Annotated in this window: 23 protein-coding genes; 9 read left to right on the forward strand and 14 right to left on the reverse strand. The window is 72.7% G+C overall.

The genetic code is table 11. The annotated features are described in order from the left end of the window. Positions 1 to 10: 10 nt before the first annotated feature. The 3 genes from ACIRB7_RS11765 to ACIRB7_RS11775 all read right to left on the reverse strand — a co-directional run bounded on the left by ACIRB7_RS11765 (position 11) and on the right by ACIRB7_RS11775 (position 3,852). A complete protein-coding gene (locus tag ACIRB7_RS11765) occupies positions 11 to 961 on the reverse strand; it encodes a LysR family transcriptional regulator (RefSeq protein ID WP_403595879.1) in 951 nt (316 codons plus the stop codon). A 98-nt stretch (positions 962 to 1,059) separates the two neighbouring features. Continuing rightward, complete coding sequence (locus tag ACIRB7_RS11770) at positions 1,060 to 1,758, reverse strand: type 1 glutamine amidotransferase domain-containing protein (RefSeq protein ID WP_403595882.1); 699 nt, start codon at positions 1,756 to 1,758, stop codon at positions 1,060 to 1,062. Positions 1,759 to 2,064: 306 nt separating this feature from the next. Continuing rightward, positions 2,065 to 3,852: an NlpC/P60 family protein gene (locus tag ACIRB7_RS11775; protein WP_403595885.1), complete on the reverse strand. Its 1,788-nt coding sequence runs from the start codon at positions 3,850 to 3,852 to the stop codon at positions 2,065 to 2,067. Positions 3,853 to 3,964: 112 nt separating this feature from the next. Here ACIRB7_RS11775 and ACIRB7_RS11780 point away from each other — a divergent pair, with 112 nt between their 5' ends. Both ACIRB7_RS11780 and ACIRB7_RS11785 read left to right on the forward strand, forming a co-directional pair. Then, complete coding sequence (locus ACIRB7_RS11780; protein WP_403595887.1) at positions 3,965 to 4,732, forward strand: SDR family NAD(P)-dependent oxidoreductase; 768 nt, start codon at positions 3,965 to 3,967, stop codon at positions 4,730 to 4,732. A gap of 129 nt (positions 4,733 to 4,861) precedes the next feature. After that, positions 4,862 to 5,161 (forward strand): DUF1876 domain-containing protein, encoded by a 300-nt coding sequence (locus ACIRB7_RS11785; RefSeq protein WP_403595889.1) that lies wholly within the window; start codon positions 4,862 to 4,864, stop codon positions 5,159 to 5,161. A 39-nt stretch (positions 5,162 to 5,200) separates the two neighbouring features. On the opposite strand, the gene ACIRB7_RS11790 is transcribed toward ACIRB7_RS11785, so the two are convergent. After that, positions 5,201 to 5,959, reverse strand: a complete 759-nt coding sequence (locus ACIRB7_RS11790; protein WP_403595891.1) for a CBS domain-containing protein — start codon at positions 5,957 to 5,959, stop codon at positions 5,201 to 5,203. 175 nt (positions 5,960 to 6,134) lie between these two features. On the opposite strand from ACIRB7_RS11790, the gene ACIRB7_RS11795 reads away from it, so the two are divergent. Continuing rightward, complete coding sequence (locus tag ACIRB7_RS11795; RefSeq protein ID WP_403595893.1) at positions 6,135 to 7,415, forward strand: YncE family protein; 1,281 nt, start codon at positions 6,135 to 6,137, stop codon at positions 7,413 to 7,415. A 50-nt stretch (positions 7,416 to 7,465) separates the two neighbouring features. Here ACIRB7_RS11795 and ACIRB7_RS11800 read toward each other — a convergent pair whose 3' ends face one another. The 4 genes from ACIRB7_RS11800 to ACIRB7_RS11815 all read right to left on the reverse strand — a co-directional run bounded on the left by ACIRB7_RS11800 (position 7,466) and on the right by ACIRB7_RS11815 (position 12,271). Then, on the reverse strand, positions 7,466 to 9,532 hold the full coding sequence (locus tag ACIRB7_RS11800; RefSeq protein ID WP_403595896.1) for a discoidin domain-containing protein: 2,067 nt from the start codon (positions 9,530 to 9,532) through the stop codon (positions 7,466 to 7,468). A 146-nt stretch (positions 9,533 to 9,678) separates the two neighbouring features. Next, on the reverse strand, positions 9,679 to 10,272 hold the full coding sequence (locus ACIRB7_RS11805; RefSeq protein ID WP_403595898.1) for a TetR/AcrR family transcriptional regulator: 594 nt from the start codon (positions 10,270 to 10,272) through the stop codon (positions 9,679 to 9,681). A gap of 57 nt (positions 10,273 to 10,329) precedes the next feature. Further along, complete coding sequence (locus ACIRB7_RS11810; protein ID WP_403595901.1) at positions 10,330 to 11,001, reverse strand: GntR family transcriptional regulator; 672 nt, start codon at positions 10,999 to 11,001, stop codon at positions 10,330 to 10,332. A 67-nt stretch (positions 11,002 to 11,068) separates the two neighbouring features. Next, positions 11,069 to 12,271 (reverse strand): CaiB/BaiF CoA transferase family protein, encoded by a 1,203-nt coding sequence (locus ACIRB7_RS11815; RefSeq protein WP_403595903.1) that lies wholly within the window; start codon positions 12,269 to 12,271, stop codon positions 11,069 to 11,071. 154 nt (positions 12,272 to 12,425) lie between these two features. Here ACIRB7_RS11815 and ACIRB7_RS11820 point away from each other — a divergent pair, with 154 nt between their 5' ends. Beyond that, the gene (locus tag ACIRB7_RS11820; protein WP_403595906.1) at positions 12,426 to 13,616 is read left to right on the forward strand and encodes an acyl-CoA dehydrogenase family protein; all 1,191 of its coding nucleotides are present in this window, start codon (positions 12,426 to 12,428) and stop codon (positions 13,614 to 13,616) included. Between the two features lie 87 nt (positions 13,617 to 13,703). On the opposite strand, the gene ACIRB7_RS11825 is transcribed toward ACIRB7_RS11820, so the two are convergent. After that, positions 13,704 to 14,243 (reverse strand): FBP domain-containing protein, encoded by a 540-nt coding sequence (locus ACIRB7_RS11825; protein WP_403595909.1) that lies wholly within the window; start codon positions 14,241 to 14,243, stop codon positions 13,704 to 13,706. A gap of 178 nt (positions 14,244 to 14,421) precedes the next feature. Between ACIRB7_RS11825 and ACIRB7_RS11830 the strand changes: the two genes are divergently transcribed. Further along, positions 14,422 to 15,363, forward strand: coding sequence for a hypothetical protein (locus ACIRB7_RS11830; protein WP_403595912.1), 942 nt, complete (start codon positions 14,422 to 14,424; stop codon positions 15,361 to 15,363). 25 nt (positions 15,364 to 15,388) lie between these two features. Here the strand turns inward: ACIRB7_RS11830 and ACIRB7_RS11835 are convergent, their stop codons facing one another. Beyond that, on the reverse strand, positions 15,389 to 16,789 hold the full coding sequence (locus ACIRB7_RS11835) for a DUF6777 domain-containing protein (RefSeq protein ID WP_403595915.1): 1,401 nt from the start codon (positions 16,787 to 16,789) through the stop codon (positions 15,389 to 15,391). A 186-nt stretch (positions 16,790 to 16,975) separates the two neighbouring features. Here ACIRB7_RS11835 and ACIRB7_RS11840 point away from each other — a divergent pair, with 186 nt between their 5' ends. Continuing rightward, positions 16,976 to 18,310, forward strand: a complete 1,335-nt coding sequence (locus tag ACIRB7_RS11840; RefSeq protein WP_403595918.1) for a streptophobe family protein — start codon at positions 16,976 to 16,978, stop codon at positions 18,308 to 18,310. Between the two features lie 15 nt (positions 18,311 to 18,325). Here ACIRB7_RS11840 and ACIRB7_RS11845 read toward each other — a convergent pair whose 3' ends face one another. From ACIRB7_RS11845 to ACIRB7_RS11855, 3 genes are read right to left on the reverse strand one after another with little or no spacing between them, the layout of a single operon-like run. Further along, positions 18,326 to 19,324 carry a serine/threonine-protein kinase gene (locus tag ACIRB7_RS11845; RefSeq protein ID WP_403595921.1) on the reverse strand — a complete coding sequence of 333 codons (999 nt, stop codon included), beginning with the start codon at positions 19,322 to 19,324 and terminating at the stop codon, positions 18,326 to 18,328. Beyond that, the gene (locus tag ACIRB7_RS11850; RefSeq protein WP_403595924.1) at positions 19,324 to 20,064 is read right to left on the reverse strand and encodes a hypothetical protein; all 741 of its coding nucleotides are present in this window, start codon (positions 20,062 to 20,064) and stop codon (positions 19,324 to 19,326) included. The genes ACIRB7_RS11845 and ACIRB7_RS11850 overlap by 1 nt, the downstream gene beginning before the upstream one ends. 4 nt (positions 20,065 to 20,068) lie before the next feature. After that, positions 20,069 to 22,747 (reverse strand): FHA domain-containing protein, encoded by a 2,679-nt coding sequence (locus ACIRB7_RS11855; RefSeq protein WP_403595927.1) that lies wholly within the window; start codon positions 22,745 to 22,747, stop codon positions 20,069 to 20,071. A gap of 102 nt (positions 22,748 to 22,849) precedes the next feature. Here ACIRB7_RS11855 and ACIRB7_RS11860 point away from each other — a divergent pair, with 102 nt between their 5' ends. Next, entirely contained in the window at positions 22,850 to 23,506 is a 657-nt protein-coding gene (locus tag ACIRB7_RS11860) for a TetR/AcrR family transcriptional regulator (RefSeq protein ID WP_403595930.1), read from the forward strand. Here ACIRB7_RS11860 and ACIRB7_RS11865 read toward each other — a convergent pair. Beyond that, positions 23,470 to 24,276 carry a class II aldolase/adducin family protein gene (locus tag ACIRB7_RS11865; RefSeq protein ID WP_403595933.1) on the reverse strand — a complete coding sequence of 269 codons (807 nt, stop codon included), beginning with the start codon at positions 24,274 to 24,276 and terminating at the stop codon, positions 23,470 to 23,472. The genes ACIRB7_RS11860 and ACIRB7_RS11865 overlap by 37 nt on opposite strands. Positions 24,277 to 24,517: 241 nt before the next feature. On the opposite strand from ACIRB7_RS11865, the gene ACIRB7_RS11870 reads away from it, so the two are divergent. After that, entirely contained in the window at positions 24,518 to 25,180 is a 663-nt protein-coding gene (locus tag ACIRB7_RS11870; RefSeq protein WP_403595936.1) for a ThuA domain-containing protein, read from the forward strand. 152 nt (positions 25,181 to 25,332) lie between these two features. Continuing rightward, positions 25,333 to 26,730, forward strand: a complete 1,398-nt coding sequence (locus tag ACIRB7_RS11875) for an NADP-dependent succinic semialdehyde dehydrogenase (protein WP_403595939.1) — start codon at positions 25,333 to 25,335, stop codon at positions 26,728 to 26,730. The last annotated feature ends 26 nt before the right edge of the window (positions 26,731 to 26,756 follow it).

Here is a 26,756-nt window from a genome sequence, read left to right on the forward strand (position 1 = left end):
GGCGGGCGGGTCACCAGGCCCGGCCGGCCTCGATCAGCAGGTCACGGACGCGGGTGACGTCCGGGTCGGCGGGGCGGCCGGGGCGCTGGGCGAGATAGGCGGTGTTGATGGGCGGGTCGTCCGGACGGTGGAGGAGGACGAGGGCTCCGGAGGCCAGTTCGGCCTCGCAGAGATAGCGCGGCAGGACGGCGAAACCGGCTCCGGCGGTGACCGCGGCCAGGACACCGCGCAGGTCGGGGACGGTCACGGCGGCAGGCCGTGACAGCCGGGCGCCGAAGACGTGCCGCCAGTAACGGCGGGCGATCGGCAGGTCCTCCGCGTACGAGATCAGCGGGATCCCGTGCAGCGCCGCCGGAGCCTCCTCGGCCGGCCGGTCCTTGATCCGGTCGGCCCAGGAGGGTGCGGCGACCAGCACGAACTCCTCGTCCATGAGCGGTACGGCCGTCAGGGCGCGCCCGCGCGGCCGGAACGTGGCGATCACCAGGTCGTGGCGGCCCGCGCGGAGTTCGTCCAGGAGCGGTTCGGTCAGGCCCGGCGTGACGCGGAGCCGTACCCCTTCGGCCGTCAGCGGGGCCAGGGCCGGGAGGACGCGGGTGCAGAGCAGTTCCGCGGGGCCGGCCAGGTGCACCGGGGCGGCCCGCTCGTGGGGTGCGGACTCGTGGCCGCCCGCGGCGGCGAGCGCGTCGAGAGGGGCGGCGACACGGGCAGCGAGATCATGGGCGACGGCGGTGGGGGCGACACCGCGTGGCAGCCGCTCGAACAACTCCCGGCCGGACTGCCGCTCCAGGGCGCGGATCTGGGTGGTCACCGTGGGCTGCGACAGGCCGAGGAGCCCGGCGGCGGCGGTGAACGAACCGGAGCGGTAGACCGCGAGGAAGGTACGCAGCAGATTCAGGTCCGCCACCGGCGCCGCGGCGGGCCGCGCTCCACCCGTCGCCCCATCAGGATCCGTATGCCTCACGCGGAAAGCCTACGTGTTCCCTATGGCGGGCAGCGTCACGGACAGGCGACGACCCCGGTCGAGGGCGTCCGACCGGTGTCGCCACCCGACCGATGGCGTCAGCCGGCCAGGGCCTTGAGGACCTGGGCGGCGAGCGGGGCGGAGGAAGAGGGGTTCTGGCCGGTGATGAGGTTGCGGTCGACGACCACGTTCGGAACCCACGGCTCGCCCACCTGGACGTTCACGCCGGCTTCACCGAGACGGCTCTCCAGAAGCCACTTCGCCTTGTCGGCGAAACCGGACTGGGTCTCCTCGTCGTTGGTGAAAGCGGCGACCCGGTACCCGGCGAAGGCGTTCGCGCCGTCGGCGTCCGTCGCGGCGAGGAGTGCCGCGGGGCCGTGGCAGACGACGGCCAGCGGCCTGCCGGAGTTCAGGGCGTCGACCAGCAGCCTGCCGGAGGTCGGGTCGACGGCGAGGTCCTCCATGGGGCCGTGGCCGCCCGGGTAGAAGACGGCGGCGTAGTCGGCCAGGTCCACGTCCTCGAGGCGGAGCGGGTGCTGGAGCTCGGTGATCGAGTCGAGGGTGGCGGCGACCTTGTCGGCGCCGTCCTGGCCGCCGTTGAACTCGGGGGCGAGGCTGCTCCTGTCGACAGTGGGGACGACACCGCCGGGGGTGGCGACGACGACCTCGTACCCGGCGCCGGTGAACGCCTCGTACGGGGCGACGGCCTCCTCGGCCCAGAAGCCGGTCGGGTGCTTCGTACCGTCGGCCAGGGTCCAGTGGTCGGCGCCGGTCATCACGAAAAGGATCTTGGGCATGTGGGTTCTCCCGGGAGGTACGGGCCAGGGTCCGGCCCGAGGGGCGGTGATCGCGTACCCGGCGCCTCGGTCCGAGACCGTCGGGGTGGCGATGTCCTCGAACGTAGTCCCGTTCCGGAGAGCTTTCCAATGCGGAATCCAATGGCTGCCATGGGAACTCCGATGGGTTCCGGGGAATAACCTCATGCCTCTGGCCTGCGAGAACAAGATTCCCGCGGCGCGGGCACGGACGAGGGCGCGTGCCGCGACGTCCCGTGCCCGAGCCGGGGAGCGTGTGGGCCCGGCGGGTGACGACGGGCCCGTGCGTCAGATCCGGTGCACGGTGTGGAGCTTCGTGGCGTACGTGCCCGTACCGTCCAGGGTGGAGGAGCCCGCCAGGTCCGACATGGTCGGGCCGTTGCCGGTCTTGCGGCTGGAGAGGAAGCGGCGCTTGCCGTTTGCGTCCTTGCCCAGGTAGATGCCGACGTGGTCGACCGTGACGGTCGCGCCGTCGTCACCCGAGTCGGCGTTGAAGAGGACGAGGTCGCCCGGCTGCAGCAGGACAGCGGCCGGCGGGGTGCCACCGGCCGTCCGGTCGATACGGACCCCCGGCGCGTGGTCCACCATGTCACGGGACTTGCGCGGCAGCCGGGTCCCGGAGGTGTCGGCGCCGGCCGCCAGCGGGACCTTGTGGTGGTAGCCGAACACCATCCGGGTGTAGCCGGAGCAGTCCAGGTTGCCGATCTGCTTGCTGGAGGGGCCGGTGTACGTGCCGTCCGGGAAGGTCCAGCCGAGGTTCATGTACTCGTGGAAGTCGGCGCCTTCGTAGCGGTTGCCCTGCGGGTCGAGGTAGCCGTAGCCGGCCTCCCCCAGGACCTGCTTGCCCGCGGCGGTGCCCGCGCCCGCGGTCACCTTCGGCGCGCCCGGCAGGAACATGGCCGCGTAGGCGAGTACGTCGGGCGCGGTCGAACCGGCCCAGGCGCGGATCTGGGTCTCCACGGCCGGGGTCCAGGTGCCGTCGAAGGGCTGGTCGAGGACCCGCACCCAGTCGCTGTGGGTGACGGTCGGCGGCGCGTCCCACGTGGCGTCGGTGACCTCGAAACGGCTGACGGTCAGCTTGACCGGGAGGTTGGTGCAGCCGTCGTTGGCGAGGGCGCGCAGGCCCACCCGGCCCTTGGCGAACGTGGAGTCGTCGGTTTCGGTGGCCCAGGCGTCGGGCTCGGCGGAGGCCGTACGCCAGGCCTTGACCTGGATCCTGGTTCCCTCGCGGCGGACCCGTATGGCCCAGTTGGTGCCGGCGGGGACTCCGGTGGCCAGGGTGACGGCCGGTGCCAGCTGTGTGACGGCGTCGGCGACCTCCTTCTCGACGCGGAGTTCGACGGCCCCCGTGGTGGTGAAGGACAGCCGGGCCCGGTAGTTGTTGTGCGAGTCCTGGTAGCCGAAGGACAGGGCGTACGAGCACGCCTGGCCCGTGGGTACCTTGTCGAACCTGGCCACCGAGCGCACGTCGACATCGGTGATCTCACCGTCGCGGATGCTGGCGTGGCGGCTCGCGAAGTCCGTCGTCAGGTTGATGACGCCGGCGCCGGGGGTCACCGAGAAGTCGGTGGCGGAGCCGCCGAGGGTGGTCCAGCCACCGCCTTCGGGGGCGGTGCCCCAGTACACACGGTCGGCCTCGGGGACCGCCAGGTCCGGCAGGGTGCGCTGGAAGTCGTCGATGAAGAGCCGCTTGTCCTCGGTGAAGGTGCGCTCGGGCCCGGGGAGGACCACCGTGCGGGCGCCGTGCGTCAGGAGCGCGACGCGCTTGCCGCCGGAGGTGACCTCGGTGCGGGCCGGGGTGCCGGCCAGCACGCCGACACCGAGCGCGCCGAGAGCCACGGAACCGAACCAGTCGGCACCGAGAGAGGCGATGGTGACGGCGGATCTGGGCCCGCCGAGCCCGGTCACGGGGGCGGCGAGCGGAGCCGCGGCGGGCGCGGCGGCCGGAGCGCCCGCCTGCGCGGCGCGTGCCGGGGAGGCGGTGAGCGACGCGAGGGGGACCGCGGCCGCCGTAGCGGTCAGGGCGGCGAGGAGACTGCGCCGGGAGGTGCCGGCGACACGAGATGTAGGGATCATGACAGTCATCATCCGGACGCCCCGCGAACAGCCCTCACCCGGGTGCCTCTTGGGGCGTGTCGGGCGGCGGGCAGAATGCCCGGGGGTACGTACCCGACCGGAAGGCATCCTCATGAACCTGCCCGCATCTGGCCGCCGCGTCCTTGTCAGCGGTGCCTCCCGCGGTCTCGGGCGGGCCGTCGCCCAGGTGTTCGCGGCCAACGGCGACCGGGTCGCCGTCCACTTCGGCTCGCGCGCCGACGAGGCCCGCGCGACCCTGGACTCACTCGACGGCACGGGGCACACCCTGGTCGGAGGCGACCTCGCGGACCCGGCCGGAGCCGTGGCCGTGGTCGACACGGCGGCCGAGGCGCTCGGCGGGATCGACGTCCTGGTCAACAACGCGGCGGTGAACGTCCGCCACCCGCTCGCCGAGACGCCGTACGAGGAGTGGGTGGCGGTCTGGCAGCGGCACGTGTCCGTGAACCTGCTCGCCACGGCGAACCTCAGCCATCTCGCCGCTCGCCGGATGATCGACCAGGGCTCGGGCGGCCGGATCGTCAACATCGGCTCCCGGGGCGCCTTCCGCGGCGAACCCGACCACCCGGCCTACGGGGCGACCAAGGCCGCCGTCCACGCCCTCGGCCAGTCGCTCGCGGTCTCTCTCGCCCCGTACGGGATCGCCGTCGCCTCGGTCGCGCCCGGCTTCTTCGCCACGGAGCGTGTCGCGCCCCGCCTGGAAGGGCCCGAGGGAGCCGCGATCCTCGCCCAGAGCCCCTTCGGCCGGGTCGCCGAGCCCGCCGAGATCGCGGCCGCGGTCCTCTGGCTGGCCTCTCCCGCCGCCGAATGGTCGTCCGGCACGATCCTCGACCTCAACGGAGCCTCGCACCTGCGCGGCTGACTCCGGCCGCGGGGGTGGTGGAACCCGCGGCCGTCCCCGTGCGCCCCGGCCTCCGTGGATGGATCCTGGAGGGAGAGGAAGGGGCCGCGCTTCGATGTCCGCACGGCCCGGTGTACGAGGAGGCAGGCCATGACCCGCAACCTGGAATGGACGGTCGGCGTGGAACTGGTCGAGGAGGGCGGCAGGACCAACGCCGAGGCCCGGCTGAGCACCGGGAACTCGACCCTCACGGGCCACGGCTCCGCCCGGTGCAACCCGGCGGACGTGGACGTGCCGGCGATCGGTGACGAGCTCGCCGCGAGCCGGGCGATGAAGGACCTGGCCGGCAAGCTCATGCGCGAGGCCAACCGGGAGATGGAGGCGGTGGGCGCGGGGACCGTACCCCAGCACACCGGCCCCGGATACGGCTGGCCGGAGGCGGTCTCCTGACGGGACCGCCGCCCGCGGCGAGGGCCCGGCGGGCAGCTGTCAGGCGCCCGCCGGTCGCTGGTCCGCGCCTTCGGCTCCCGCCACGCCCTCGGCCGCTCCCGCCGCGCCTTCGGCTTTCGCCGCGTTCTCCATGTCCTCGGCCGCGCCCTCGGCCGCACCCTCGGCTCGCGCCGCGTTCCCCATGCCCTCCGCCGCGTCCTCCGTGCCCTCGATCTCCTCGTACGCGAGCCGGTCCGCGACCTCCACCACCCCGTCCACCGTCTCGCACAGCCGGACGAGGATCGGGCCGAGCCCCGGGCGGTCCAGGGTGCCGCTGAGCGTCACCCGGCCCTCGTCGACGTCGATGTGTACGGCGGAGGGGGAGAGGCGCAGGATGCGGACGACCACGTCCTCGCGGATCTCCTCCTGGATCGAGCGGTCCCTCCGCAGGAACAGCTGGAGCAGATCGCTCCGGCTCAGCACCCCGATCAGCCGTCCCTCCGCGTCCACCACCGGCAGCCGCTTCACCCGGTGCCGCTCCATCAGGCGAGCCGCCTCGACCGCCGTCCAGGAGGGCCGGGCCGTCACGACGGGACTCGACATCATGGCCTCCGCCGTGCTCGGCCCGTCCTTCGCCGTGTGCCGCCGGAGCAGGTCCGCCTCGGAGACCACGCCCACCGGCCGGTTCTCCTCGTCGACCACGGGGACCGCGGTGATGCCGTACTCGTCGAGGAGCCGCGCGATCTCCTTGAACGGCGTCCCGGGCTGCACCGCCACCGCGGTCGGCGTCATCAGGTCGGCGACACTGCGGTGCCTCATCGTCCGTTCCGTCCCTTCTGGGTTCCGGATCCCATGATCTCCTACCGGGAGCCGTCCGAGTCGCACATGTGCGGAAAACGGGCGGGGGAAGGGCTTGCGAGACTTGTCATGTCCATGGTTACTTCGGGTAAGCCACCCCAGGCGCAACCCTGCGAGCCGGAAGAAGGACCCCCGCATGCCCTCTCCCCGCCCCCGCCCTCCCCGCCCCGGGCCCCGCCGCCACACCGCGGCCGTCGCGGTCGCCCTCGCACTCGTCGCCACCGTCGGTGGCACCGGTTCGGCCGCCCCCGAGGGGACGGCGTCGCCCGCCGGGCTCCGCGAGGCGATGTTCGTCGGCAACAACTGGGACGGGACGGCCGACGTCATCGCCTCCCAGGGCGACTTCCACCGCATCGGCCGTCTGAACGTGATCCCCGACAAGGAGCAGCGCCTCCGGGAGATCTATCTCAACCCCGTGAAACTCGCCTTCTTCCTCGGCGTCCGCAACGGCCCGGGGGAGGGCCACGACCAGTTCGTCGACGACATGTACGCGACCCCCGACGGCTCCGCGATGGTCGTCTCCCGGCCCAGCTTCGCCGACGTCGTCTCCCTCGACCTGCGCACCGGGCGCGTCAACTGGCGCTTCCCCGTGGCCGGTTACCGCGCCGACCACATGGCCGTCTCGCCCGATGGCACCCGCGTCGCCGTCTCCGCGTCCACGGCGAACACGGTCCACGTCCTCGACATCACCACCGGCCGCGAACTCGGCTCCTTCAAGACGGGTGACAAGCCGCACGAGAACGTCTTCACCTCCGACGGACTCCTGTGGAACATGTCCATCGGCGAGGTCACCACCGCGCTCGACGCGCCCTGGCTCGACTGGACCAAGGGCGACCGCCGTATCACCGTCGTCGACTCCCGCACCTTCGAGACCGTCCGCGTCATCGACATGCGCGGACGCCTCGATGCCTTCGGACGCGGTGACCTCTCCGACGCCGTCCGCCCGCTCGTCTTCACACCGGACGAGAAGAAGCTCTACTTCCAGGTCTCCTTCCTCAACGGCTTCCTGGAGTACGACATCGCCACGGACAGGATCACCCGCGTCAAGGCCCTCCCCGGCAACCCGGCGACCGATCCCGACCGCACCACCTGGGTCAACGACTCGCGCCATCACGGCCTTTCGATGAGCCCCGACGGCACCAAGCTCTGCGTCGCGGGCACGATGGACGACTACGCCACGGTGGTCGACCGCGCCACCCTCCAGGAGGGCCCGCTCGTCGAGGCCTCCAAGCCGTACTGGGCGACCGTGAGCGGCGACGGGCGGTCCTGCGTCGTCTCCGAGAGCGGCGCCGACCGGGTGACCGCGATCGACTTCGCCACCGGGCAGCGGGTGGCCTCCGTGGACGTCGGCGACCATCCCCAGCGCGTACGGCTCGCCCGCATCCCCGCCGACTGGACCGGCGCGAACGGGAGTTGACCGCCGGGAACGGGGCCGGCTACAGGGCCGGCCCCGTTCCCGTACGGCTCTCAGGCCCTGTGGACCGCGACCTCGTGGAGCGAGTACCCCCACGTGGTCGCCCGCCGTTCCCCATGGATCCGTACGTAGCGGGCCGACGTCGACGAGAACACCGCCGTGTCGTACCCGCCGTCCCCGGCGTCCGTGGACCACACCGTCCGCCAGTCCGCGCCGTTCTCGGACACGTCGATCCGGTACTGACGCGCGTACGCCCGTTCCCAGTCGAGCGTGACCCGGCCGACCCGGCGTACGGCCCCGAGGTCCACGCCCATCCACTGGTCGTCCGACCAGTCGCTCGCCCAGCGCGTGCCCACGTCGCCGTCGACGGCACGCCCCGGGGCGTAGCTCGTGAACGGGTTCCACTCCGACGAACTGGCCGAAGAGGCCGCGCCCGCAGCGAGGTTGACGCCGGGCTGGTGGTCCTCGGTCGACTTCCAGGTGGTCAGGTACGACTCGGCGCCACCGGCCAGTTCGTCCACGACTCCGGGCCCGCCGGCCGTGAGCCGGATCTGCTCGATCCAGTCCGGCACCAGACCGTTGTGCGCGGCGCCGTCGGTGTTGAGGTCCCAGGGGCGCTCGCCCGTCACCTGCCGGTCGATCACCGAACCGCCGTCGAAACTCCGGAAGGGGTACTTCACCGCGTTCGGCGCGCCCGCCCCGACCGGGCCCGGCCAGCCGCCGACCCCGTTCATGTCCGTGCCGTAGCCGAGGCCGACCCCGTACTTCTCGCGCAGGTCCGCCTTCTGCCCGGCCTCCCCGATGAAGCCCTCCGCGCCGTGCATGTACTGGGCGACGAAGCCGCCCAGGCGGTAGAGCCGTTCGGTCCAGTCCAGGTCCATCCAGCTGTGGGTGGAGAGAACGCCCGGGTATTCCTCGGACTCCAGGATGTCGAGCGCCCGCCCGGCCGCCTTGACGCTCATGTGGTCGAGCTCCAGCATCATGCCCCGGTCCATCATGCCCCGCAGCGCGTACTCGCCGAGCCGGCTCAGACCGCGGGTGTTGCACCGGGCGTCGGAGGCGTACGAGGGGACGCTCACGCCGGGCGGCAGCTTGGAGGCCATCACCGGGGCGGCCGCCAGACCGATCGGGTTGTCGTGCTGCGGGCCCGCGCACTTCTCGGTGGCCCAGAAGGTGCCCGTCGACAGGAACTGGCCGATGTTGACCGCCGTGCCGATGGTCCCCGAGTCGAAGCGGACACCGCACAGCGCGTTGTCGAACTTGTGGCAGAGGAACATGCTGCGCACCCCGAGCCCGTACAGCTCGTCCAGGCCGCGGTCGATGTCCTCCTTGTCGCACTGGGCCACGTCGAGGATCATCTTGCAGCCGAACGGCTCCGAGGTCTCCACGCCGAGGACGACCGCGAGCTTGCCCTGCTCTACCACCGAACGCGCCTGCGCGGCCGAGGTGACGATACGGAACCAGCCCTTGCCTGGGCCGCCGTACAGCCCGTCGACGTAGTCCTGGAGCTCGTACGTCTTACGGGCCTGGAGGCGGATCGACGTCATCTCGTCGCAGCTGCGGTCCCGGGGCAGGATCGAGCAGATCAGGCCGTTCGTCACCAGGTCGTTGACGAGCACGCGCTGCCCGCCGCGCCAGGCCCGCTCCACCCACGCGTAGTAGTTCTGCTGGTGCGTCAGCGAGTCGTGGGCGGGCCAGTCCTTGAACGTCGGCCAGCCGACCGGGTCGTGATGGCCGTCGGAGCCGCCGGTGATGTTCTCGAACAGCGCGCCCGAACCGTCGGGGTAGTGCTCGGGGCAGTCCTTGAGCGCCTCGGCGGCGCCGCCCGTGGCGAACGTCTTGCCGCAGATCAGCCTGCCGCCGAAGCCCTCGTCGGACATCAGGTGGTTGTGCGCGTCGACGAATCCGCGCACCTTCCCCTGCGCGTCCGTTCCCGTGAACGGCGCGCCCGTGACGTCGATCCGCGAGTCGGCGGCGGGCCGGGACGTGGGCTCCCACCACGAACCGGCGGCGTCCGCCGCGGGGACGGGGCCGGAGCCGAAGAGGACGGCGGCCAGGGCGAGGAACAGCGCCAGGAGGGCGGATCGGCCGCCGGTCCCGCGCGAGTGGGGTCGAGTCATGGTCAGCGATGCCTCCGGTCGGTGGGGGTGTACCGGGCGCCCCGAGGATCGCGGTGTCGGTGGATCGAGTCAATAGTCCGGGACAGATGACCTGTTGACGGGCGGGAGAGGCCGCCGGGTCCGGACCGGGCCCGCCGCCGGGGCCGTCACCCCTCGATCAGGACCACCAGCTGATCAGCCGACAGATCGAGCTGCTGCGCGGCCGCCTTGTCGTCGCCGAGGACGAGGAACTGCAGAGTGAGCCCGTCGATCACCGCCGCCAGATACCGCGCGATCGTCTCCACCGGCACCCTCGGCTCAAGGCCCCGCAGTGCGAGGACCTGCTCGACCAGGGCGCCCGCCGAGAGCGTGTACTGCTCGTACTGGGCGCGCGCCAGATGCTCGAACCCCGGCTCCCGCAGGGCGTACTGGGTGAGGTCGTACGTCAGCATGTGCTCACCGGGGTGGGCCGTGACGTGGTCCCAGTACGTCTGGAGCGCCCCGCGTACGGTCTCCCGCAGCGTGGCGCCCGGCTCGACCGCCGACATCACCCGCGCCACGTAGTTGCCGGTGATCGTCTCGATCGCCGCCTCCAGGAGCGCTTGCTTGGACTCGAAGCAGTAGTGGAAGACACTCAGCGACACCCCGGCCTCGGCGCAGATCGACCGGGTCGTGGTCCGGGCGACTCCGTCCCTGGTCATCGCCCTGATCGCCGCCTCGACCAGCTGCCTGCGTCGTTCGGCCGACGGCATCCGCCCCATGATTCCTCCTCGCGTCCGGCGCCAGGGTAGGCGAGAGCCACGGCCGGTGTAACCGCCTCAGCCGAGGTCCCGGCCCAGGACTTCGCGCAGCGCCGCCACCGCGTGGGCCCGGTGTTCGTCGAGCCATCGGACGGTGGCCTCCTCGTCGCCGTGGCGGAGCGCGGAGATGACGGCGCGGTGCTCGCGCACGGCCTGCTTCCGGTGCGGTCCCTCGGTGTAGTAGAGCGAGCGGTACGCGTCGGTGGAGTCCCACAGGGTCGCGATGAGGCGGACCAGGCGCGGCATGCCCGACGCCTCGATCAGGGTGAAGTGGAAGAGCCGGTTCGCCGCGGCCATCCCCGGCACGTCACCCTCGTCGGCGGCCCGTTCCACCTCGCGCTGGATGCGTTCGAGGGTGGCCACCGTGCCGTCCGGCATCCACCGGACGGCCATGCGCACGGCCTCCGTCTCCAGGAGCTCACGGATCCGGTAGATCTCCTCGAGGTCGTCGAGCGACAGCTCCGCGACGAAGTAGCCCCGGTGAATGTGATGGACGACCAGGCCCTCGGCCTCCAGGGCCTTCAACGCCTCGCGCAGCGGCACCCGGCTCACCTCGAACCGGGCCGCGAGCGCGTCCTGCCGGATCTGCCCGCCGGGCCTGAGTTCCCCGCTGGTGATGGCGCGCCGCAGTTCCTCCAGGACGAACTGCTGGGCGGTCTGCGGCCGCCTCTTCTGCACCGCGCTGCTCATCGCCTGTGACCTTCCGTTCCCTCGTGTCGCCCACCCGCGCATTCCTGCGCCGGTGCCGACCATCTTCCTACGTGCGTCCGTTCGCCGCTGAGCCCCTGTGGACAGGCCGTCCCAGCTCCTCCAGCAGGCCGTCCGTGTGTTCGCCGAGGCGCGGGGGAGCGGCGCGGTACGTGGGCGGCGTCGCGTCGAGCCGGATCGGGTGGGCGACCTGGCCGGGACCGGCCGCGGACTCCGGGACCCGGGGGGCGAGCCCCAGCCGGTCGGCGAGGTCGAACGCGGCGGCCAGGTCGTTGATCGGCCCGCACGGCACGCCGGCCGCCGTGAGCTCCTCGAACCAGCTGTCGGCCGTACGGGCGCCGAGCGGCCCGACGAGCGCCGCGACCAGCTCCTCCCGGTGGGCGACCCGGGCCGTGTTGGTGGCGAAACGGGGATCCCCGGCGAGCCCCGGCAGGCCGAGCCGCTCGCAGAGGGCCCCGAACTGCCGGTCGTTGCCCACGGCGAGGACGAGTGGCCGGTCCTGGGCCTCGAACACCTCGTACGGGGCGATGCTCGGGTGCCGGTTGCCCATCGCGCGCGGTACGACCCCGGCCCCGAGGTGGGCGGCCGCCTGGTTGGTGAGCGCCGAGAGGAGCGAGGAGAGGAGGGAGACCTCGACCCGCTGGCCCTCGCCGGTTCGTTCCCGGTGCCGGAGGGCGGCGAGGACGCCGAGGCCCGCGTGGAGCCCGGTGATGACGTCGACCAGCGCGACCCCGGCCTTCGTCCCCTGACCGCCCGGTTCGCCCGTCACGCTCATGAGACCGCCCATGGCCTGGACGAGCAGGTCGTAACCGGGCAGCCGGGCGCCCTCCGCGGTGCCGAAACCGGTCACGGAGCAGTAGACGAGCCCGGGGTTGGCCGCCCGGACGTCCTCGTAGCCGAGGCCGAGCTTCTCCATGGTGCCGGGACGGAAGTTCTCCACCAGGACGTCCGCCCGGGCCACGATCGCGCGTGCCGCCGCCAGGTCCTCGGGGTCCGTGAGGTCGAGGGCGACGGAGCGCTTGTTCCGGTTCACCCCGAGGAAGTACGTGGCCTCCCCGGCGGCGAACGGCGGCCCCCACGCGCGCGTGTCGTCGCCGGAACCCGGACGCTCGATCTTGATGACGTCGGCGCCCAGGTCGGCGAGGAGCATCGTCATGTACGGCCCGGCGAGGACCCGGCCGAAGTCGGCGACGACGATCCCGGAGAGGGCGCCGCCCTCGGACGTCGGTGTGCCAGGCTGATCTGCGCGCATTCCGCTCTCCCTCACCGGCGATCGGATCCAATCGATCGGATCCGGTCGGTCGGACCGTACGGCCCGGATATCGGATTTTCAATACTGGATCCAATATCCGATCTGGCGCTACGCTTCGGCACGCCGAGTCGCCACAGCCGCCAGGAGGCCGTCCGTGAAGTCGCCGCAGTCCAGCACCGCCCCCGTCCACCCCTTCGACCTGCTCGCCGTCGACGGACTGCTGACCGACGAGGAGCGCGAGATCCGCCGAACCGTGCGCGCCGTCGCCGACCGCGAGCTGCGCCCGCACGTCGCCGGCTGGTTCGAGAAGGGCGAGATCCCCGCCCGGGAACTGGCCCGCACCCTCGGTTCCCTCGGCGTGCTCGGCATGCACCTGGAGGGCTACGGCTGCGCGGGCACCGGCTCCGTCGCGTACGGCCTCGCCTGTCTGGAGCTGGAGGCCGTCGACTCGGGCCTGCGCTCCCTGGTCTCCGTACAGGGCTCCCTCGCCATGTACGCCATCTGGAAGTACGGCTCCGAGGAGCAGAAGCAGCGCTGGCTGCCGCGGATGGCGGCGGGCGAGTACATCGGCTGCTTCGGCCTCACCGAGCCCGACGCGGGCTCGGACCCGGGCGCCATGCGGACCAACGCCAAGCGCGACGGCTCCGACTGGATCCTCAACGGCACCAAGATGTGGATCACCAACGGCTCCGTGGCCGATGTGGCCGTCGTCTGGGCCCGCACCGAGGACGGCGTGCGCGGCTTCCTCGTCCCGGCCGGCACTCCCGGCTTCAGCGCCCCGGAGATCAAGCAGAAGCTGTCCCTGCGCGCGAGCGTCACCAGTGAACTGGTCCTGGAGGACGTACGCCTCCCGGCCGATGCGATGCTGCCGGACGCCCGCGGTCTCTCCGGCCCGCTCGGCTGCCTCAACGAGGCCCGCTTCGGCATCGTGTTCGGCGCGCTCGGCGCCGCCCGCGACTGCCTGGAGACGGCGATCTCGTACGCCCGCGACCGGATCGTCTTCGACCGCTCCCTCGCCTCGTACCAGCTGACGCAGCAGAAGCTCGCCGACATGTCCGTCGAACTCGGCAAGGGCATGCTGCTCGCCCTCCACCTGGGACGGCTCAAGGACGCGGGCGCGCTCACCCCCGAGCAGGTCAGCGTCGGCAAGCTGAACAACGTCCGGGAGGCCATCGCCATCGCCCGCGAGTGCCGCACGATCCTGGGCGCCAACGGCATCACCCTGGAGTACCCGGTGCTGCGCCATGCCAACAACCTGGAGTCGGTGCTCACCTACGAGGGCACGAGCGAGGTCCACTCCCTGGTCATCGGCAAGGCGCTCACCGGCGAGCAGGCCTTCCGCTGAGCCGAGCACGGCCAGGCCCGTCGCCGTGACGCCGATCTCACCCCGGCCCGGCCCGTGGCCGTCACGCCGATCCCGGCCCGGCCCGGCTCAGCCCGACGTCACCCGGCCGACGAACGCGTCCAGGTTGCCCGTCAGACGGGCGACCTGCTCGTCGAGCGTGAGGGACTCCTCGTGGCGCCCGCCGCGCAGCTTCGGCAGCCGCCTGCCCCGCACGTACAGGGAGCAGGCCAGGTCGGCGCAGAGGTAGATACCGACCGTGTTCCCCTCGCGGCCACGGCTGCCGGCGAGGGGCGCCACGAGGAGCGTCACACCCGAGGAGGCGTGCCCGGTCAGACAGACCTGGCACATGCTCGACTTCACGGCGCTGGTGCGGCCGGAGGCCGGCACGCGCAGGGTCACGCCGACCGGCCCGTCCGCGCGCGGGACGACCAGGTGCGCGCGCAGCGGCGCGCCCGGGTCGACCCAGCCCAGGAAGTCCAGGTCCTCCCAGGGGAGTTCGGCGAAGTCGAGCGGCAGCTTGAGGCGCGCCGCCTCGCCCTTCGTGCAGTTCACGAAGGACGAACGGATCTGTTTGTCGGTCAGTGCTTCCACTCGGTGGACCGTACACGGATCTCCGCGAGCGGGCATCCGAATAACACCTCGTGCCCGGCCGGGCCGCCGTGCTCCACGGCACCATCCGCGGCCGCGAGCCGCGCGTGTCCTCGGGCAGGGGTACGTGCCCCGGATGCTGCCCTCACGGCCCTTCTCCCGCATGCCGCCCTACCGATGGGCTCGGGTACGTCCGGTACCCGACGAAAGGCACCCCATGAGGCACGACCAGAGGCCGGACCAGGCGTCTGCCGTCAGGAAGCCCGACCGGCTGGGAGGCCGGGCTCCGGCGGAGCGGCCCGGGCTCCCGGAAATCCAGCGCCTCGCGGGAAACGCCGCCGTCGTGCAGCTGCTCCGGCAGGCGGGGCACCCCTGGGCGCAGGAGACGGCCGTCCAGCGGGCACCCGCCGGGACGCCCGGCGGTTCCACGGCGGTGGTGCAGCGCGTGAGGAACGACAGGAAGAACAACGGGGAGGGCACCTCGGGGAAGGCGGCGGCCTCCCAGGGAGGCAAGCGCCAGGGGGACCACGTCTTCAACTCGCTCGACACCACTGCGGGCGATGTCTGTACCCTCCTCGAGAACGCGTGGAGCACGTTCTTCGCGGGCGTGGACGACGATACGAAGACGACCATCGTGAAGACGCTGAGGACGCAGTTCGCCCCTCTCCACCAGGCACGCAAGGACGCGTTGGCGGCCCTGACCGCTGCCGCCGCAGCCGCCAAGGAGTACGGACACCCGGACAAGGGCTCCGACTTCATGTCCTACATCGCCACTCTCCCGGAGCACTCGACCTCGGGGTCCGACGCGAACTCCGCCACGTTCGGCGATTTCAGTGACGAGCTCAAGGCCTTGGCCTCCGCATGCGGCGGGGGCACGTGGGCGGTCCCCGCGGACATGGCGACGGCGGCGGGAGCGGCCACCTGGCCGACGTATCTCGCCGACCGGATATACGACGCCGACGCGGCGGGCAAGGTGCTCAACCGGCGTCTGACCGTCACCGCGGACAAGAGGAGGTTCACCGTCTGGGAGACCGAGGCCAAACGGCGCTACACCGCCCTCTTCACCGCCATCGTCACCGCCATGACCGCGACGCGCGCCGCCATCGTCTGGACGCGCCGGCAGAACGACGGTCCGCAGCAGCCCGACGCCGCCACCTGACGGCCGCAGCCGGCGGCGCAGGCCGTCAGGCCACCGCCTGCGGACCGGGGACCGGAAGCGAGGCTGGGCCCGAGACCGTGGCCGAGTCGGCCGGGGGTGACAGCGGGGAGACGGTCGCGGGAGAGCCGACCGAGGCCGAGCGGTCGGCCTCCTCGCTGGTGGTGGTCAGATCCGCCGGACCCTCCGTGGCGGGCGACGACCCCGGATCCGACGTCTCGGTCGACGGCGACGACTCGGTCGGCGGCGACGAGTCGGGCGAGGACGTGTCCGTCGACGGAGACGTGTCCGAGGGGGACGTCGGCGGCGAGGACGTGTCCGTCGACGGGGAGTCGGAAGGCGAGGACGGGGATGTGGAGGCCGACGTGGGCGCCGAGGCCGTAGGGGACACGAAGGGAGGCCGCGGAGGCGGCGGGGTCGGCTTGTCCTGCCGGCCCGTGTCGCCGTGCTTCCGCGCGAACCACTTCTCGTCCTCGGGGTCGTACACGACGAAGACGTTCACGACCGTCACCGAGGGCGCCACGACGACGACCTGGGAGGTGCTGTACCCCTGCCACGGCGTCCCCGTCGTCCTCGGCGCCTTCTGCGCCACCGGATCGGTCAGCGGGTTCCCGCAGGCACAGCGCACCCGGGGCGCTCCCCGGTTGTCGACCAGGACGGCCGTCCCTGCCTGGAGCACCGCCTGGTACGTGGTGGCGGCGCCGTCCCGGAAGCCGTGGTTGGTCACCCGGGTGTCGGCACGGAGCTGAAGCGGGGTCAGGGAGCGGAGATAGGCCGGTACCTCGTTCGCGGAGATGCCCAGGACCGAGGCGAAAGCCGTGTTCTTCGCGGGCTCGGCGGAGAGGTAGCGCACCTGCTGTTCCACGTCGCAGCTGGCCACCGACCGCGTCCCGCCGTAGAGGCCGGGTGTCGACCCCGACACCTCGGTGGTGGCCGACGCGGTACGGGGCGGCAGCGAGGCCGGCGAGGCGGAGGCGCCGCCGGTGCGGGCCGTCGACCGGGTGAACGGGTCGGGTCCCGCGGCGGCGGCGTTCTGGAGGAACACCTCACCGCCGCCCGCCCCGCCCGTGTCGCCGCCGCCACCGTCAGGGCGGCTGGTGAGCACGACGGCCAGAGCGGCGGCCGCCACCACGACGGCGGTGACCGAGGCGACCTTCGGGACGGAGCGCCACCAGGGGCCCTTGCCGGGGCCGCCGCTGCGGGAAGCGCCCGAGCCGCCGCTCCCTGAGCCGCCGGAGGAACCGCCGCCGCCCGAGCCTCCCCCCGAACCGTCGTGGGGAGGCCCGGCGGGTGGCGGCGGACCGGCGGTCCCGGGGCGTGTGCTCCGACCCGAGAGGGGGCCGGAGGGGGGACCTGCGGGAGGGACCGACGGAGGGCCGGACGGCGGGTGGGAAGTCACGTTTTTCCCTTTCTTCCGTTCCGGGCCCATTGTGTGCGCCGAACGGTGCCCGCCCGCAAGCGGAGGGACGCGCGCCCCGGCACCCGGCGGCAGTCCGGGCATCCGGCAGTCCCGGCATTCGGCAGTCCCGGCGCCCGGCGGCCCCCGCAGCCCCGGCAGCTTCACGGTCGTCCGCAAGCGGTCGTCCGCAAGCGGCCGTCCGTAGCCGGTACTAGCGTGGTCAGCGTGATCAGTCGGCCCCCCACCTCCACGCGGCCCGCCGCGACCTCCACCGGGCCCCTCGCCCGCATCGGCCTCCAAACCCTGGCGGCTGTGGTCGCCGGGTACCTCGCGATGGGCGTCACAGCCGGTCTCGGCCTCTGGGCCGCGGGCGCGGCCGACCTGCCCGGCGGCTTCACCACCGTCCTCGCCGCCGTCGTCGTGATGGCCGTGGGCGGCAAGGTCGAACTCTCCGGCGACGCCGGCTCCCTCGCGGGCACTCAGGGCGAACTGACCGCCATGCCCCTCACCGTCACCCTGGTGGGCGCACTGGTCACGGGTTTCTGCTTCCTGCTCCCGCTGCGCCACCACGCCGTGGCGAGCTCCCGTGAACTCCTGCTGCGCGCCGCGAGCACCGTCGTCCTCTGGCTGGCCGCCCTCGCGGGGCTCTGCGCGCTCGCCCGGCACGACTTCCCCCTCACCATCGGCGGCGGCCGGGAGCAGACCGGAGACCTCGCGGACCTCTTCGGAGAGCTCCTCGACGCCGTGAACCCCACCGTCGGCTTCCGCACCGATGTCGGGCCCACCCTGTTCTACGGCCTCCTGTGGATCCTCGGCGTGCTCGTCATCGCGCTCCTCGTCTCCCGACGGGCCCCGCTGCCGCCCCGGCTCGTCCGCTACCAGGAAGCCGTCAGGCCCGCCGCCCACGCGATGCTCCTGCTCCTCCTCGCGTACGTGGCAATCGGCCTCGTCATCGGCCTGGTCGTGGCGGTGACCAAGGGCCACGCCCCCGAAACCCTCGCCGTCCTCCTGCTCGGCCTGCCCAACGTCACCTGGCTCGCCCTCGGCGTGGGCATCGGCGGCTCCTGGGAGGGCCGGGCCGAAGGCCCCTTCGGCCTGCCCATGCCGCAGATCCTGGACGCCGTACTGCGCCAGGGCGGCGGCACCCGCGACACCCCTGACCTCTCGACCGTCGACCTGAACTCGCTCGCCGCACAGGACGCACGGGCCTGGTGGCTGCTCCCCGTCGCCGCCGTCCTGGTCCTCGCCGCCGCCTTCGTGGCGGCGGTCCGGTCCCCGGCCCGGACCCGGCTCTGGCAGCACGCCCTGCACCTGGGGGTCGCGTTCGCCCTGACCATGCTGGTCGCCGTCCCGCTCACCCTGGTCGAGGCCCGCTTCGGCCTCTCGATCCTCGGCATCGGCGACCTCGGCTCGCTCGGCGGAGAGGTGCTCCTGCGCCCCCACATCTGGAAGACCGTCGGACTCGCCCTCCTCTGGGGCCTGTTCTTCGGCTTCCTCGGCGGGCTCCTCGCCACGCGGGTACGCCGCAAGGGCGAGATCGAGGACCAATAGCTCACGATCGAGGGCCTACAGCTCCCGGAACACCGGCCGCGCCCACACCGGCGGGTCCCGCGGCGGTCCGAGGGGCTCGGGGCCCTTCGTCACCACCGACCCCGTCCCGCCGCCCGCGGGACCGAGCGAGGCGAGCGCGGCGCGCAGCTCCGCGACGAACTCCAGGCACGTCCCGTACCGCTCCTCCGGCGTCTTCGCCAGCGCCCTCGCGAACACCGCGTCCGCAGCCTCCGGCAGCCCCGGCCGTACCTCGGAGAGCGGGGGCGGCGGGTCGTACTGCTGCGCCCACAGCACCGCCCAGTCGGTGTCACGACGGAACGGCGGCGCTCCCACCAGGGTCTCGAAGACCACGCACGCCAGGCTGTACACATCGCACCGGCCGTCCACCGGCTTCCCCGAGATCTGTTCGGGTGCCACGTAGTCGAGGGTGCCGACGAACTCGCCCACCGTCGTGAAGCCGGTGAGCGACAGGGACTTCTTCGTCAGGCCGAAGTCCGTGAGGTACACGTGCTCGGGATGGTCGCGGTCCGTGCCCTCGGCGACCAGGATGTTGCCGGGCTTCACATCCCGGTGCACGAGGTCGTGCGCGTGCGCCGCGTCGAGGGCCGAGGCTATCTGTACGGCGATCCGACCCGCCTTCACCGGCGGCAGCGGCCCCTCCCGGTCGAGCAGCGCCACCAGGTCCTGCCCCGCCACGTACCGCATCGCGATGTACAGCACGCCCTCCGTCTCGCCCGCCTCGAAGACCGGCACGATGTGCGGGTGGTCGATGGAGGCGGCGACCCGCGACTCGTGCGCGAAGCGCTTGCGGAAGGTGTCGTTACGGGCCAGCTCGGGGGCGAGCAGCTTCAGCGCCACCGTCCGGCCGAGCCGCAGATCCCGCGCCCGGTAGACGACCGCCATCCCGCCGCGCCCGATCTCGCCCTCCACGCGGTAGCCCGCGACCTCCTTGCCGAGGAGCCCCGAGGGGCGGCCCGCCGGGAGCTCGGGGTCGTCGCGCGGCCCGCCGGCCATCAGCCCTCACCGACCGGTCCTGTGGGCGGGCGTTCCACGACCTGCGTCGGCGGGGGCGCGTCGGCGTGCGGGCGCGCCACGACCTGCGTCGGCGGTGGCGGCCCCGCGGCGGCGGACGGGTCGCCCCGCACCGCCACCTGCGTCGGCTTGTGCACGGGGGGCGTGGGGCCGGTCCGTTCCTCAGGGGTCTTCTCGGGTGCGGACGCGGATCCGGCGACGGCGGGGGAGGAGGCGACCGAGGGCGCGGCCGAAGCGGCGTACGTACTCAGCCCCACGCCGTCGCAGTACACCCAGCGCTCGTGCTCCGCGTCGTACAGCCACACGGACTCGCCGTCGACGACCATGCCCACCCGCAGGCCCCGGGTCCGCAGCCGGAAGTGCTCGCCGTCGAGGCGGCCCGACCCCAGCTCCTCGGCGGCGCGCCGGTAGCGGCCGAGCGCGTCCTCCGCGCGGGCGATCAGCGGGCGCGGGTCGGCGGTCCTGGTGAGCGGCCTTCCCGCCGCCGGAGGGTCGTCGGGAACGGAGACGAGGAGGCGGGCGTCGACCCACGCCGTCCAGCCGTTGGAGCACTGGACCCGCCCCCAGTCGCCGGTCCGCTCCTCCAGGCGCACCGGCAGGAACCCGTCGAGCGGCACCGTGGGCAGCGCCGGGTCCGGCGCCTCCCAGGCGGCGAGACCGGCACGCGGTACGACATGGGTGGGCCGGAAGTCCGGCAGGTACTCGAACACGGGGACGCTCACGGGCCTACCTCCGCATGACGACCGGCTCGTGGCGGCGCAGCAGCCGGGCCACGAGAAGGCCGAGGACGAGACAGAGCAGCACCATCATGCCCATGTCGAACAACCAGGCCTCCGCCGTGTGGTGCATCAGCGGATCAGCCGTCTTGTCGCTCGGCGCGACCTTCCCGATGTCGATCGTCGCGCCCATCGCCGCGAACGCCCACCGCGAGGGCACCAACCAGGCCAGCTGCTCCAGGACGGGCGTGCCCCGTACGGTCAGGAGCGCCCCGCAGAACACCACCTGCACGATGGCGAGGAGGACGAGCAGCGGCATCGTCACCTCCTCCTTGCGGACGAGGGCCGAGACGAGCAGGCCGAGCATCATCGCGGTGAAGGAGAGGAGCGCGACGGCGAGCGTGATCTCCACGAGCGGAGGCAGCAGGACGCCCTTGCCGCCGGGCACGTTCAGCGGCACGCCGATCAGGGCCACCAGGGTTAGGACGACCGCCTGCACCACCGTGATCAGGCCGAGGACCACCACCTTGGAGGCGAGGTACGCGGAGCGGGACAGGCCCACGGCTCTCTCGCGCCGGTAGATCGTGCGCTCCTTGACCAGTTCGCGCACGGCGTTCGCCGCGCCCGTGAGGACGCCGCCCACACACAGGATGAGCAGCACGTTCAGTGTCGACTCCGGGTTGAGGCTGCCCTCCGAGAGCGCCCTGGCCATCGCGCCCATCACGAACGGCAGCGCGATCATGATGGCGAGGAAGGTGCGGTCGGCGGAGAGCGCCGCCGCGTACCGGCGTACGAGCGTCCGCAGCTGCGAGCCCCAGCTCTGCGCCTTCGGCGGCGGGGCGGGCTCCGGCGGCGGGACGGCCCCGGCTCCTGTCCCGGTCCCGGGTACGGGGACCAGAGGGCGGGCCGTGGCGTCCGCGATGTACCGGCGGTGGAAGCGCGAGGACCCGTACTGGCCGGCCCAGTCACGGTACCGGTCGTTCTCGAAGGCCTCGAAGGCCTCGGGCCACTGTTCGTAACCGAAGAAGCCGAGGGCGTCCCCGGGCGGCCCGTAGTAGGCGACCCGACCGCCCGGCGCGAGTACGAGCAGCCTGTCGCACACGTCCAGACTGAGCACGCTGTGCGTGACCACGACGACCGTGCGCCCGTCGTCCGCGAGCCCGCGCAGCATGTGCATCACGGACCGGTCCATGCCCGGGTCCAGGCCGGAGGTCGGCTCGTCGAGGAAGAGCAGCGACGGCTTGGTGAGGAGCTCGAGGGCGACGCTCACCCGCTTGCGCTGGCCGCCGGAGAGACTGTGGATCGGCTGCTCCGCGCGCTCCACGAGACCCAGCTCGCGGATCACCTCGTCCACCCGGGCCCGCCGCTCGGCCGGGACGGTGTCCTCGGGGAAGCGCAGCTCGGCGGCGTAACCGAGGGCGCGGCGCACCGTGAGCTGGAGGTGCAGGATGTCGTCCTGCGGGACGAGCCCGATGCGCTGGCGGAGCTCGGCGTAGTCCCGGTACAGGTCACGGCCGTCGTAGAGCACCGTGCCCCGGTCGGCGGGGCGCTGACCGGTGAGCGCGCCCAGGAGCGTCGACTTGCCCGCGCCGGACGGCCCGACGACGCCGAGCAGGCACTTCTGGCCCACCGGGAAGGACACCTCGTCGAGAAGCGTCCGGCGGCCGTGGTCGACGGTGACGGCGAGCTGCTGGACATCGAGGGAGACCTCGCCGGTGTCGGTGAACTCGACGAGCTGCCCGCCGATCAGGCAGAACGCGCAGCGGCCGATGCCGACGATGTCCTCCGGCGTCACCCGGGCGTCGACGACGGGAGCGCCGTTGAGGAAGGTGCCGTTGTGACTGCCGAGGTCATGGATCCAGTACGTACCGTCGGGCTGGGCGCGGAGCTCGGCGTGCCGCCGGGAGACGACGAGGTCGGAGACGACGACGTCGTTCTCGGGGGCGCGGCCGATCCGGATGGTGTGCGCGGGCAGCGGCCGCACGGAGGTCGGCCGCCGGAAGGTACCGGTGGCGGCGGGATGGGAGACGGAAGGGGGCCGGGGGGCCGCCGCGGGCGGGAAGGGCTCGGGCCGGGGGGACTCGGGCCGAGGCGGCGGGGGTGGCGCTTCCCGTACGGGGGGCGGTTGAGGTGGGGCGATGGGCTCCGGTAGGGCGGCCGGCGTATCCGGTACGGGGGCCGGGGGTTCCGGTACGGGCGGCGACATCGGTACGGCCGGAGGTTCCGGTACGCCGACTGGGGGTTCCGGTACGCCGACCGGCGTATCCGGTACGACCGCCGGGGGTTCCGGTACGGCGGCCGGCGTATCCGGTACGACCGCCGGAGGTTCCGGTACGGGGTGGGGGCCCGGCACGGCCGACGGTGACGCCGCCGAGAACACCGCGCGCGGCCCGTCCTCCGGGTGCCCGAACCGTACGACCGTCCCGGGGCGGACCTCCCGGGTTCCGGCCACGCGCAGGCCGTCGTCCGTGTAGGTGCCGTTCGTGCTGCCCTCGTCCGCAAGGGTCCAGTGGCCGTCGGTGGCGCTGAGCACCGCGTGATGCCAGGACGCCCGTGCGTCCGCGAGGACGACGTCGCTGGTGGGGTCTCGTCCGACGCGGTAGACGCGGCCGGGACTCATGCGCGTCGCGTCCCCCGCGATCTCGAGGATCAGGTCAGGCGCCGCAGGCGCGACGGGTCGCTCTCCCATGGGTGAATTTTATCCGCCGGTGCTCATCCGTGCCCGGGATGGGACCGCCGGTAGGGTGGGCGTCCGCCGCAGCAGCGGCGCCCGACGAAGGAGGAAGCACCCGTGCCGAAAGGTGTCACCAGGCGGCGGCCCCGTACCCGCGCGGCGCTCCTGAAGGCCGCCCTGGAGACCTTCGCCGAGCACGGCTTCCACGCGACGACGATCGAGCAGATCTGTGAGCGCGCCGGCTACACGAGGGGCGCGTACTACTCGAACTTCGCGAGCAAGGAGGAACTCTTCCTCGCTCTGTTCGACGAGCACAGCGACCGGACCGTGCGACGGCTGGCCGAGGCGATCGACGCGCTGTCGGCGGAGGAGTACACGCTGACGCGGCTCGCGGAGCTCGCCGCCCGCGTCGAGGCGGACGAGCGGGACTGGTACCTGGTCACCACCGAGTTCACCCTGCACGCCATCCGCGACCCGCAGGCCGCCTGGGTGCTCGCCCGCCACGACGAGCGGCTGCGGGCCGAGATCGCCCGCGGGATCACGCTCGTGCTGCGGCGGGCGGGGCGCGAACTGATCGTGGACGCGGACCGGTTCGCGCGGCTCCTCATCGCCCTGCGCGAGGGGGGTCTCGCGCAGAGCTATGTGGAACCGGACGCGCTGCCGCCCGGCAGCCTGGAACGGCAGTTCCTCGCCCCGCTCCTGGAGGCGTCGACGCGGGAGATCCCCGCCCCGGCGGATCAGTCGAAGAGGTCGGGGTCGGACGCGGTGATCTGATCCCAGAGCGGGCGGGCCTGGAACCAGCCGGCCAGATGGCCGCCGACCTGGCCCCGGGTGAGGAGGGCCGTCTCCCGGTCGATGGGCTGCGGAGTGCCCGCCGCCATCGCGAGGAGCTGCGCCTGGCAGGAGCGCTCCATGGTGACGAACCACCAGACGGCCTCGGCGACGGAGTGGCCGACCGTGAGAAGGCCGTGGTTCTTGAGGATGACCGCCTTGTGGTCGCCGAGGGCCTTGGCGACCCGCTCGCCCTCCTCGGTCTCGTTCACGACGCCCCGGTAGTCGTCGTAGATCCCGTGGTCCTCGAAGAACGCGCAGGCGTCCTGGGTGATCGGGGCGAGCGGGATGCCGAGGCTGGAGAACGCCTTGCCGTGAAGGGAGTGCGAGTGCGCGGCGGCGACCGCGTCCGGCCGGGCGGCGTGGACCCGGGAGTGGATGACGAACGCGGCCCGGTTGACGGGCCGGCGCCCCTCGATGACGGTCCCCTCGTGGTCCACCAGGATGAGATCGGAGGCCTTGATCTGACCGAAGCTCATGCCGAACGGGTTGACCCAGAAGGCGTTCGGTTCGCCGGGATCGCGGACGGTGATGTGCCCGGCGACCCCTTCGGAGAACCCGAACCTTCCGAAGATCCGGAACCCGGCGGCGAGTTGCTCCTTGCGGTACCGCCGCTCCTCCTCGACGGAGCCGAAGGTGGGCGGCAGCGGCAGGACCACCCCGTCGGGCAACGCCCCGACGACGGCGGCGAGCGCGGGAGGCACGGTGCTCATGACGGCTCCTCGGTGAGCGGGTGGGGCACGGCGCGCCAAAAGATACAGAGATGTATCCGATCCGACAACGGATCACGGGCCGGTCGGTGCCACCGGGATCAGACCGCCGGCGCCCCCGTGTGTGCCGGAGGGGCGGGGGTTGCGGCGCGGTGTTTTCGGTGACTACGGTCGACGGGAGGGGAAAGCGCTTACCCTCCGGGGGTTGTCCGTCCTCCGCCCCGCCGCCTCTGGAGTCCGCCCCGTGTCCACCGCCGACGTCCTGATCTACACCCGCACCACGGGCTACCGCCACGAGTCCATCCCCGACGGCGCCGCCGCGCTCTCGGAGCTCGCTCGGGAGCTCGGGCGGGCGGCCGAGGTCACCGAGGATCCGGGTGCCTTCAACCCCGGACGTCTGGCCGGGTGTGCCGTCGTCGTGTTGTTGTCCACGACCGGGAACGTCCTGACGCCCGAAGGCCGCGCCGCCTTCGAGGCGTACCTGCGCGGCGGCGGCGCGCTCCTCGCCGTCCACGCCGCGGCGAACGCCGAACCGGACTGGCCCTTCTACGGCGAACTGCTCGGCACCCGCTTCGACGGACACCCCGAGGTCCAGCCCGGAGTCGTCCTCGTCGACGGCCACGACCATCCGGCGACCGCCCCGCTCCCGGACCGCTGGCCCTGGACCGACGAGTGGTACAACTTCACCTCCCACCCGGCGGGCCAGGACGGCGTCCGGATCCTCGCCCGGGCCGACGAGTCCACCTACCGCGGCGGCACCCACGGAGACGACCACCCGCTCGTCTGGTGCCGGGACGTGGACCGGGGCCGTGTCTTCTTCACCGCCCTCGGGCACGCCCCGGAGACGTACCGCGACCCCGTCTTCCGCGCCCACCTCTCCGGCGCGCTCGCCTGGCTGACCGCCTGACACGCCCCGCGCCCCCACCCCCCCGGTCACCCCACCGCCCCGCCCCTGTTGCGCTCCGCCGTGCTTGGCGGAAGGTTGCAGACGGGGGACCGGGGCAGGTGCAGACGGGGGCAAGGACACAGACGGGGACGGACGGCAGGAGGAGGCAGGGCATGGGCATCGCCAGCGTGAACCCCGCGACCGGCGAGACGCTGCGTACCTACGAGGCCCACGGGCCCGAGGAGGTCGAGCGGCGCATCGCCGCCGCCCACGAGGCGTACCGCCAGTACCGCACCACCTCCTTCGCCGAACGCGCCCGCCTCATGCGTGCCGCGGCGAGCCTCCTCGACGAGGACACCGAGGACATCGCCCGCACGATGACCGTCGAGATGGGCAAGCCGATCGCCGCCGCCCGCGCGGAGGCCGCCAAGTGCGCGAAGGCCATGCGCTGGTACGCCCGTAACGCGGAGGAGCTGCTCGCCGACGAGCACCCGGCCGAGAGCGACGTCCAGGACTCCGGCGCGGACGTGGCCCGCGTCCACTACCGGCCCCTCGGCCCGATCCTCGCCGTGATGCCGTGGAACTTCCCGCTCTGGCAGGTGATCCGCTTCGCCGCGCCCGCCCTCATGGCGGGCAACACCGGCCTCCTCAAGCACGCCTCCAACGTGCCCCAGACCGCGCTCTACCTCGGTGACCTCTTCCGCCGCGCCGGATACCCCGAGGGATGCTTCCAGACCCTGCTCATCGGCTCCGGCGACGTCGAGACGGTGCTACGGGACCCCCGCGTCGTCGCCGCCACCCTCACCGGCAGCGAACCGGCCGGCCGGGCCGTCGCCGCCGTCGCGGGCGACGAGGTGAAGAAGACCGTCCTGGAACTCGGCGGCAGCGACCCGTACATCGTCATGCCCTCCGCCGACATCGTCGGCGCCGTGAAGACCGCCGTCACCGCTCGCGTACAGAACAACGGGCAGTCCTGCATCGCCGCCAAACGGTTCATCGTCCACCGGGACGTGTACGACGACTTCTCCGAGCGCTTCACGGCCGCCATGAACGCCCTCACCGTGGGCGACCCCCTCGACGAGTCCACCGACGTCGGCCCCCTCGCCACCGAACAGGGCAGGACCGACCTGGAGGAGCTCGTCGACGACGCCGTCCACCACGGCGCCACCGTCCTGTGCGGCGGCCACCGTCCCGAGACCCCGCAGCTCCGGAACGGCTGGTACTACCGGCCCACCGTCCTCACCGGCATCACCCCGCAGATGCGGATCCACCAGGAGGAGGCCTTCGGCCCGGTCGCCACGGTCTACCCGGTCAGCGACATCGAGGAGGCCGTGGCCGTCGCCAACGACTCCCCGTTCGGGCTCAGCTCCAACGTCTGGACCCGCTCCCAGGAGGAGCTGGCCTTCTTCGTCCGGGACCTGGAGGCCGGCGGCGTCTTCGTCAACGGCATGACCGCCTCCCACCCGGCGCTGCCCTTCGGCGGAATCAAACGCTCCGGTTACGGACGCGAGCTCGCGGGCCACGGCATCCGCGAGTTCTGCAACCCGACCACCGTCTGGCAGCGCGCCTGACCGCCCGCCCCCCGCACCCGGCCCCC

Origin of the sequence: Streptomyces sp. NPDC093795 (assembly GCF_044764665.1) — a bacterium.
Classification (GTDB): Bacteria; Actinomycetota; Actinomycetes; order Streptomycetales; family Streptomycetaceae; genus Streptomyces.

What these genes read in the sequence shown, in the direction of transcription:
- ACIRB7_RS11810 (WP_403595901.1), bottom strand. Translation starts at nt 11,001, where the DNA reads ATGAGCAGCGCGGTGCAGAAGAGGCGGCCGCAGACCGCCCAGCAGTTC.
- ACIRB7_RS11790 (WP_403595891.1), bottom strand. Translation starts at nt 5,959, where the DNA reads ATGAGGCACCGCAGTGTCGCCGACCTGATGACGCCGACCGCGGTGGCG.
- ACIRB7_RS11780 (WP_403595887.1), top strand. Translation starts at nt 3,965, where the DNA reads ATGAACCTGCCCGCATCTGGCCGCCGCGTCCTTGTCAGCGGTGCCTCC.
- ACIRB7_RS11775 (WP_403595885.1), bottom strand. Translation starts at nt 3,852, where the DNA reads ATGATCCCTACATCTCGTGTCGCCGGCACCTCCCGGCGCAGTCTCCTC.
- ACIRB7_RS11875 (WP_403595939.1), top strand. Translation starts at nt 25,333, where the DNA reads ATGGGCATCGCCAGCGTGAACCCCGCGACCGGCGAGACGCTGCGTACC.
- ACIRB7_RS11800 (WP_403595896.1), bottom strand. Translation starts at nt 9,532, where the DNA reads ATGACTCGACCCCACTCGCGCGGGACCGGCGGCCGATCCGCCCTCCTG.
- ACIRB7_RS11835 (WP_403595915.1), bottom strand. Translation starts at nt 16,789, where the DNA reads ATGGGCCCGGAACGGAAGAAAGGGAAAAACGTGACTTCCCACCCGCCG.
- ACIRB7_RS11770 (WP_403595882.1), bottom strand. Translation starts at nt 1,758, where the DNA reads ATGCCCAAGATCCTTTTCGTGATGACCGGCGCCGACCACTGGACCCTG.
- ACIRB7_RS11830 (WP_403595912.1), top strand. Translation starts at nt 14,422, where the DNA reads ATGAGGCACGACCAGAGGCCGGACCAGGCGTCTGCCGTCAGGAAGCCC.
- ACIRB7_RS11805 (WP_403595898.1), bottom strand. Translation starts at nt 10,272, where the DNA reads ATGGGGCGGATGCCGTCGGCCGAACGACGCAGGCAGCTGGTCGAGGCG.
- ACIRB7_RS11815 (WP_403595903.1), bottom strand. Translation starts at nt 12,271, where the DNA reads ATGCGCGCAGATCAGCCTGGCACACCGACGTCCGAGGGCGGCGCCCTC.
- ACIRB7_RS11865 (WP_403595933.1), bottom strand. Translation starts at nt 24,276, where the DNA reads ATGAGCACCGTGCCTCCCGCGCTCGCCGCCGTCGTCGGGGCGTTGCCC.
- ACIRB7_RS11785 (WP_403595889.1), top strand. Translation starts at nt 4,862, where the DNA reads ATGACCCGCAACCTGGAATGGACGGTCGGCGTGGAACTGGTCGAGGAG.
- ACIRB7_RS11845 (WP_403595921.1), bottom strand. Translation starts at nt 19,324, where the DNA reads ATGGCCGGCGGGCCGCGCGACGACCCCGAGCTCCCGGCGGGCCGCCCC.
- ACIRB7_RS11795 (WP_403595893.1), top strand. Translation starts at nt 6,135, where the DNA reads ATGCCCTCTCCCCGCCCCCGCCCTCCCCGCCCCGGGCCCCGCCGCCAC.
- ACIRB7_RS11855 (WP_403595927.1), bottom strand. Translation starts at nt 22,747, where the DNA reads ATGGGAGAGCGACCCGTCGCGCCTGCGGCGCCTGACCTGATCCTCGAG.
- ACIRB7_RS11825 (WP_403595909.1), bottom strand. Translation starts at nt 14,243, where the DNA reads ATGCCCGCTCGCGGAGATCCGTGTACGGTCCACCGAGTGGAAGCACTG.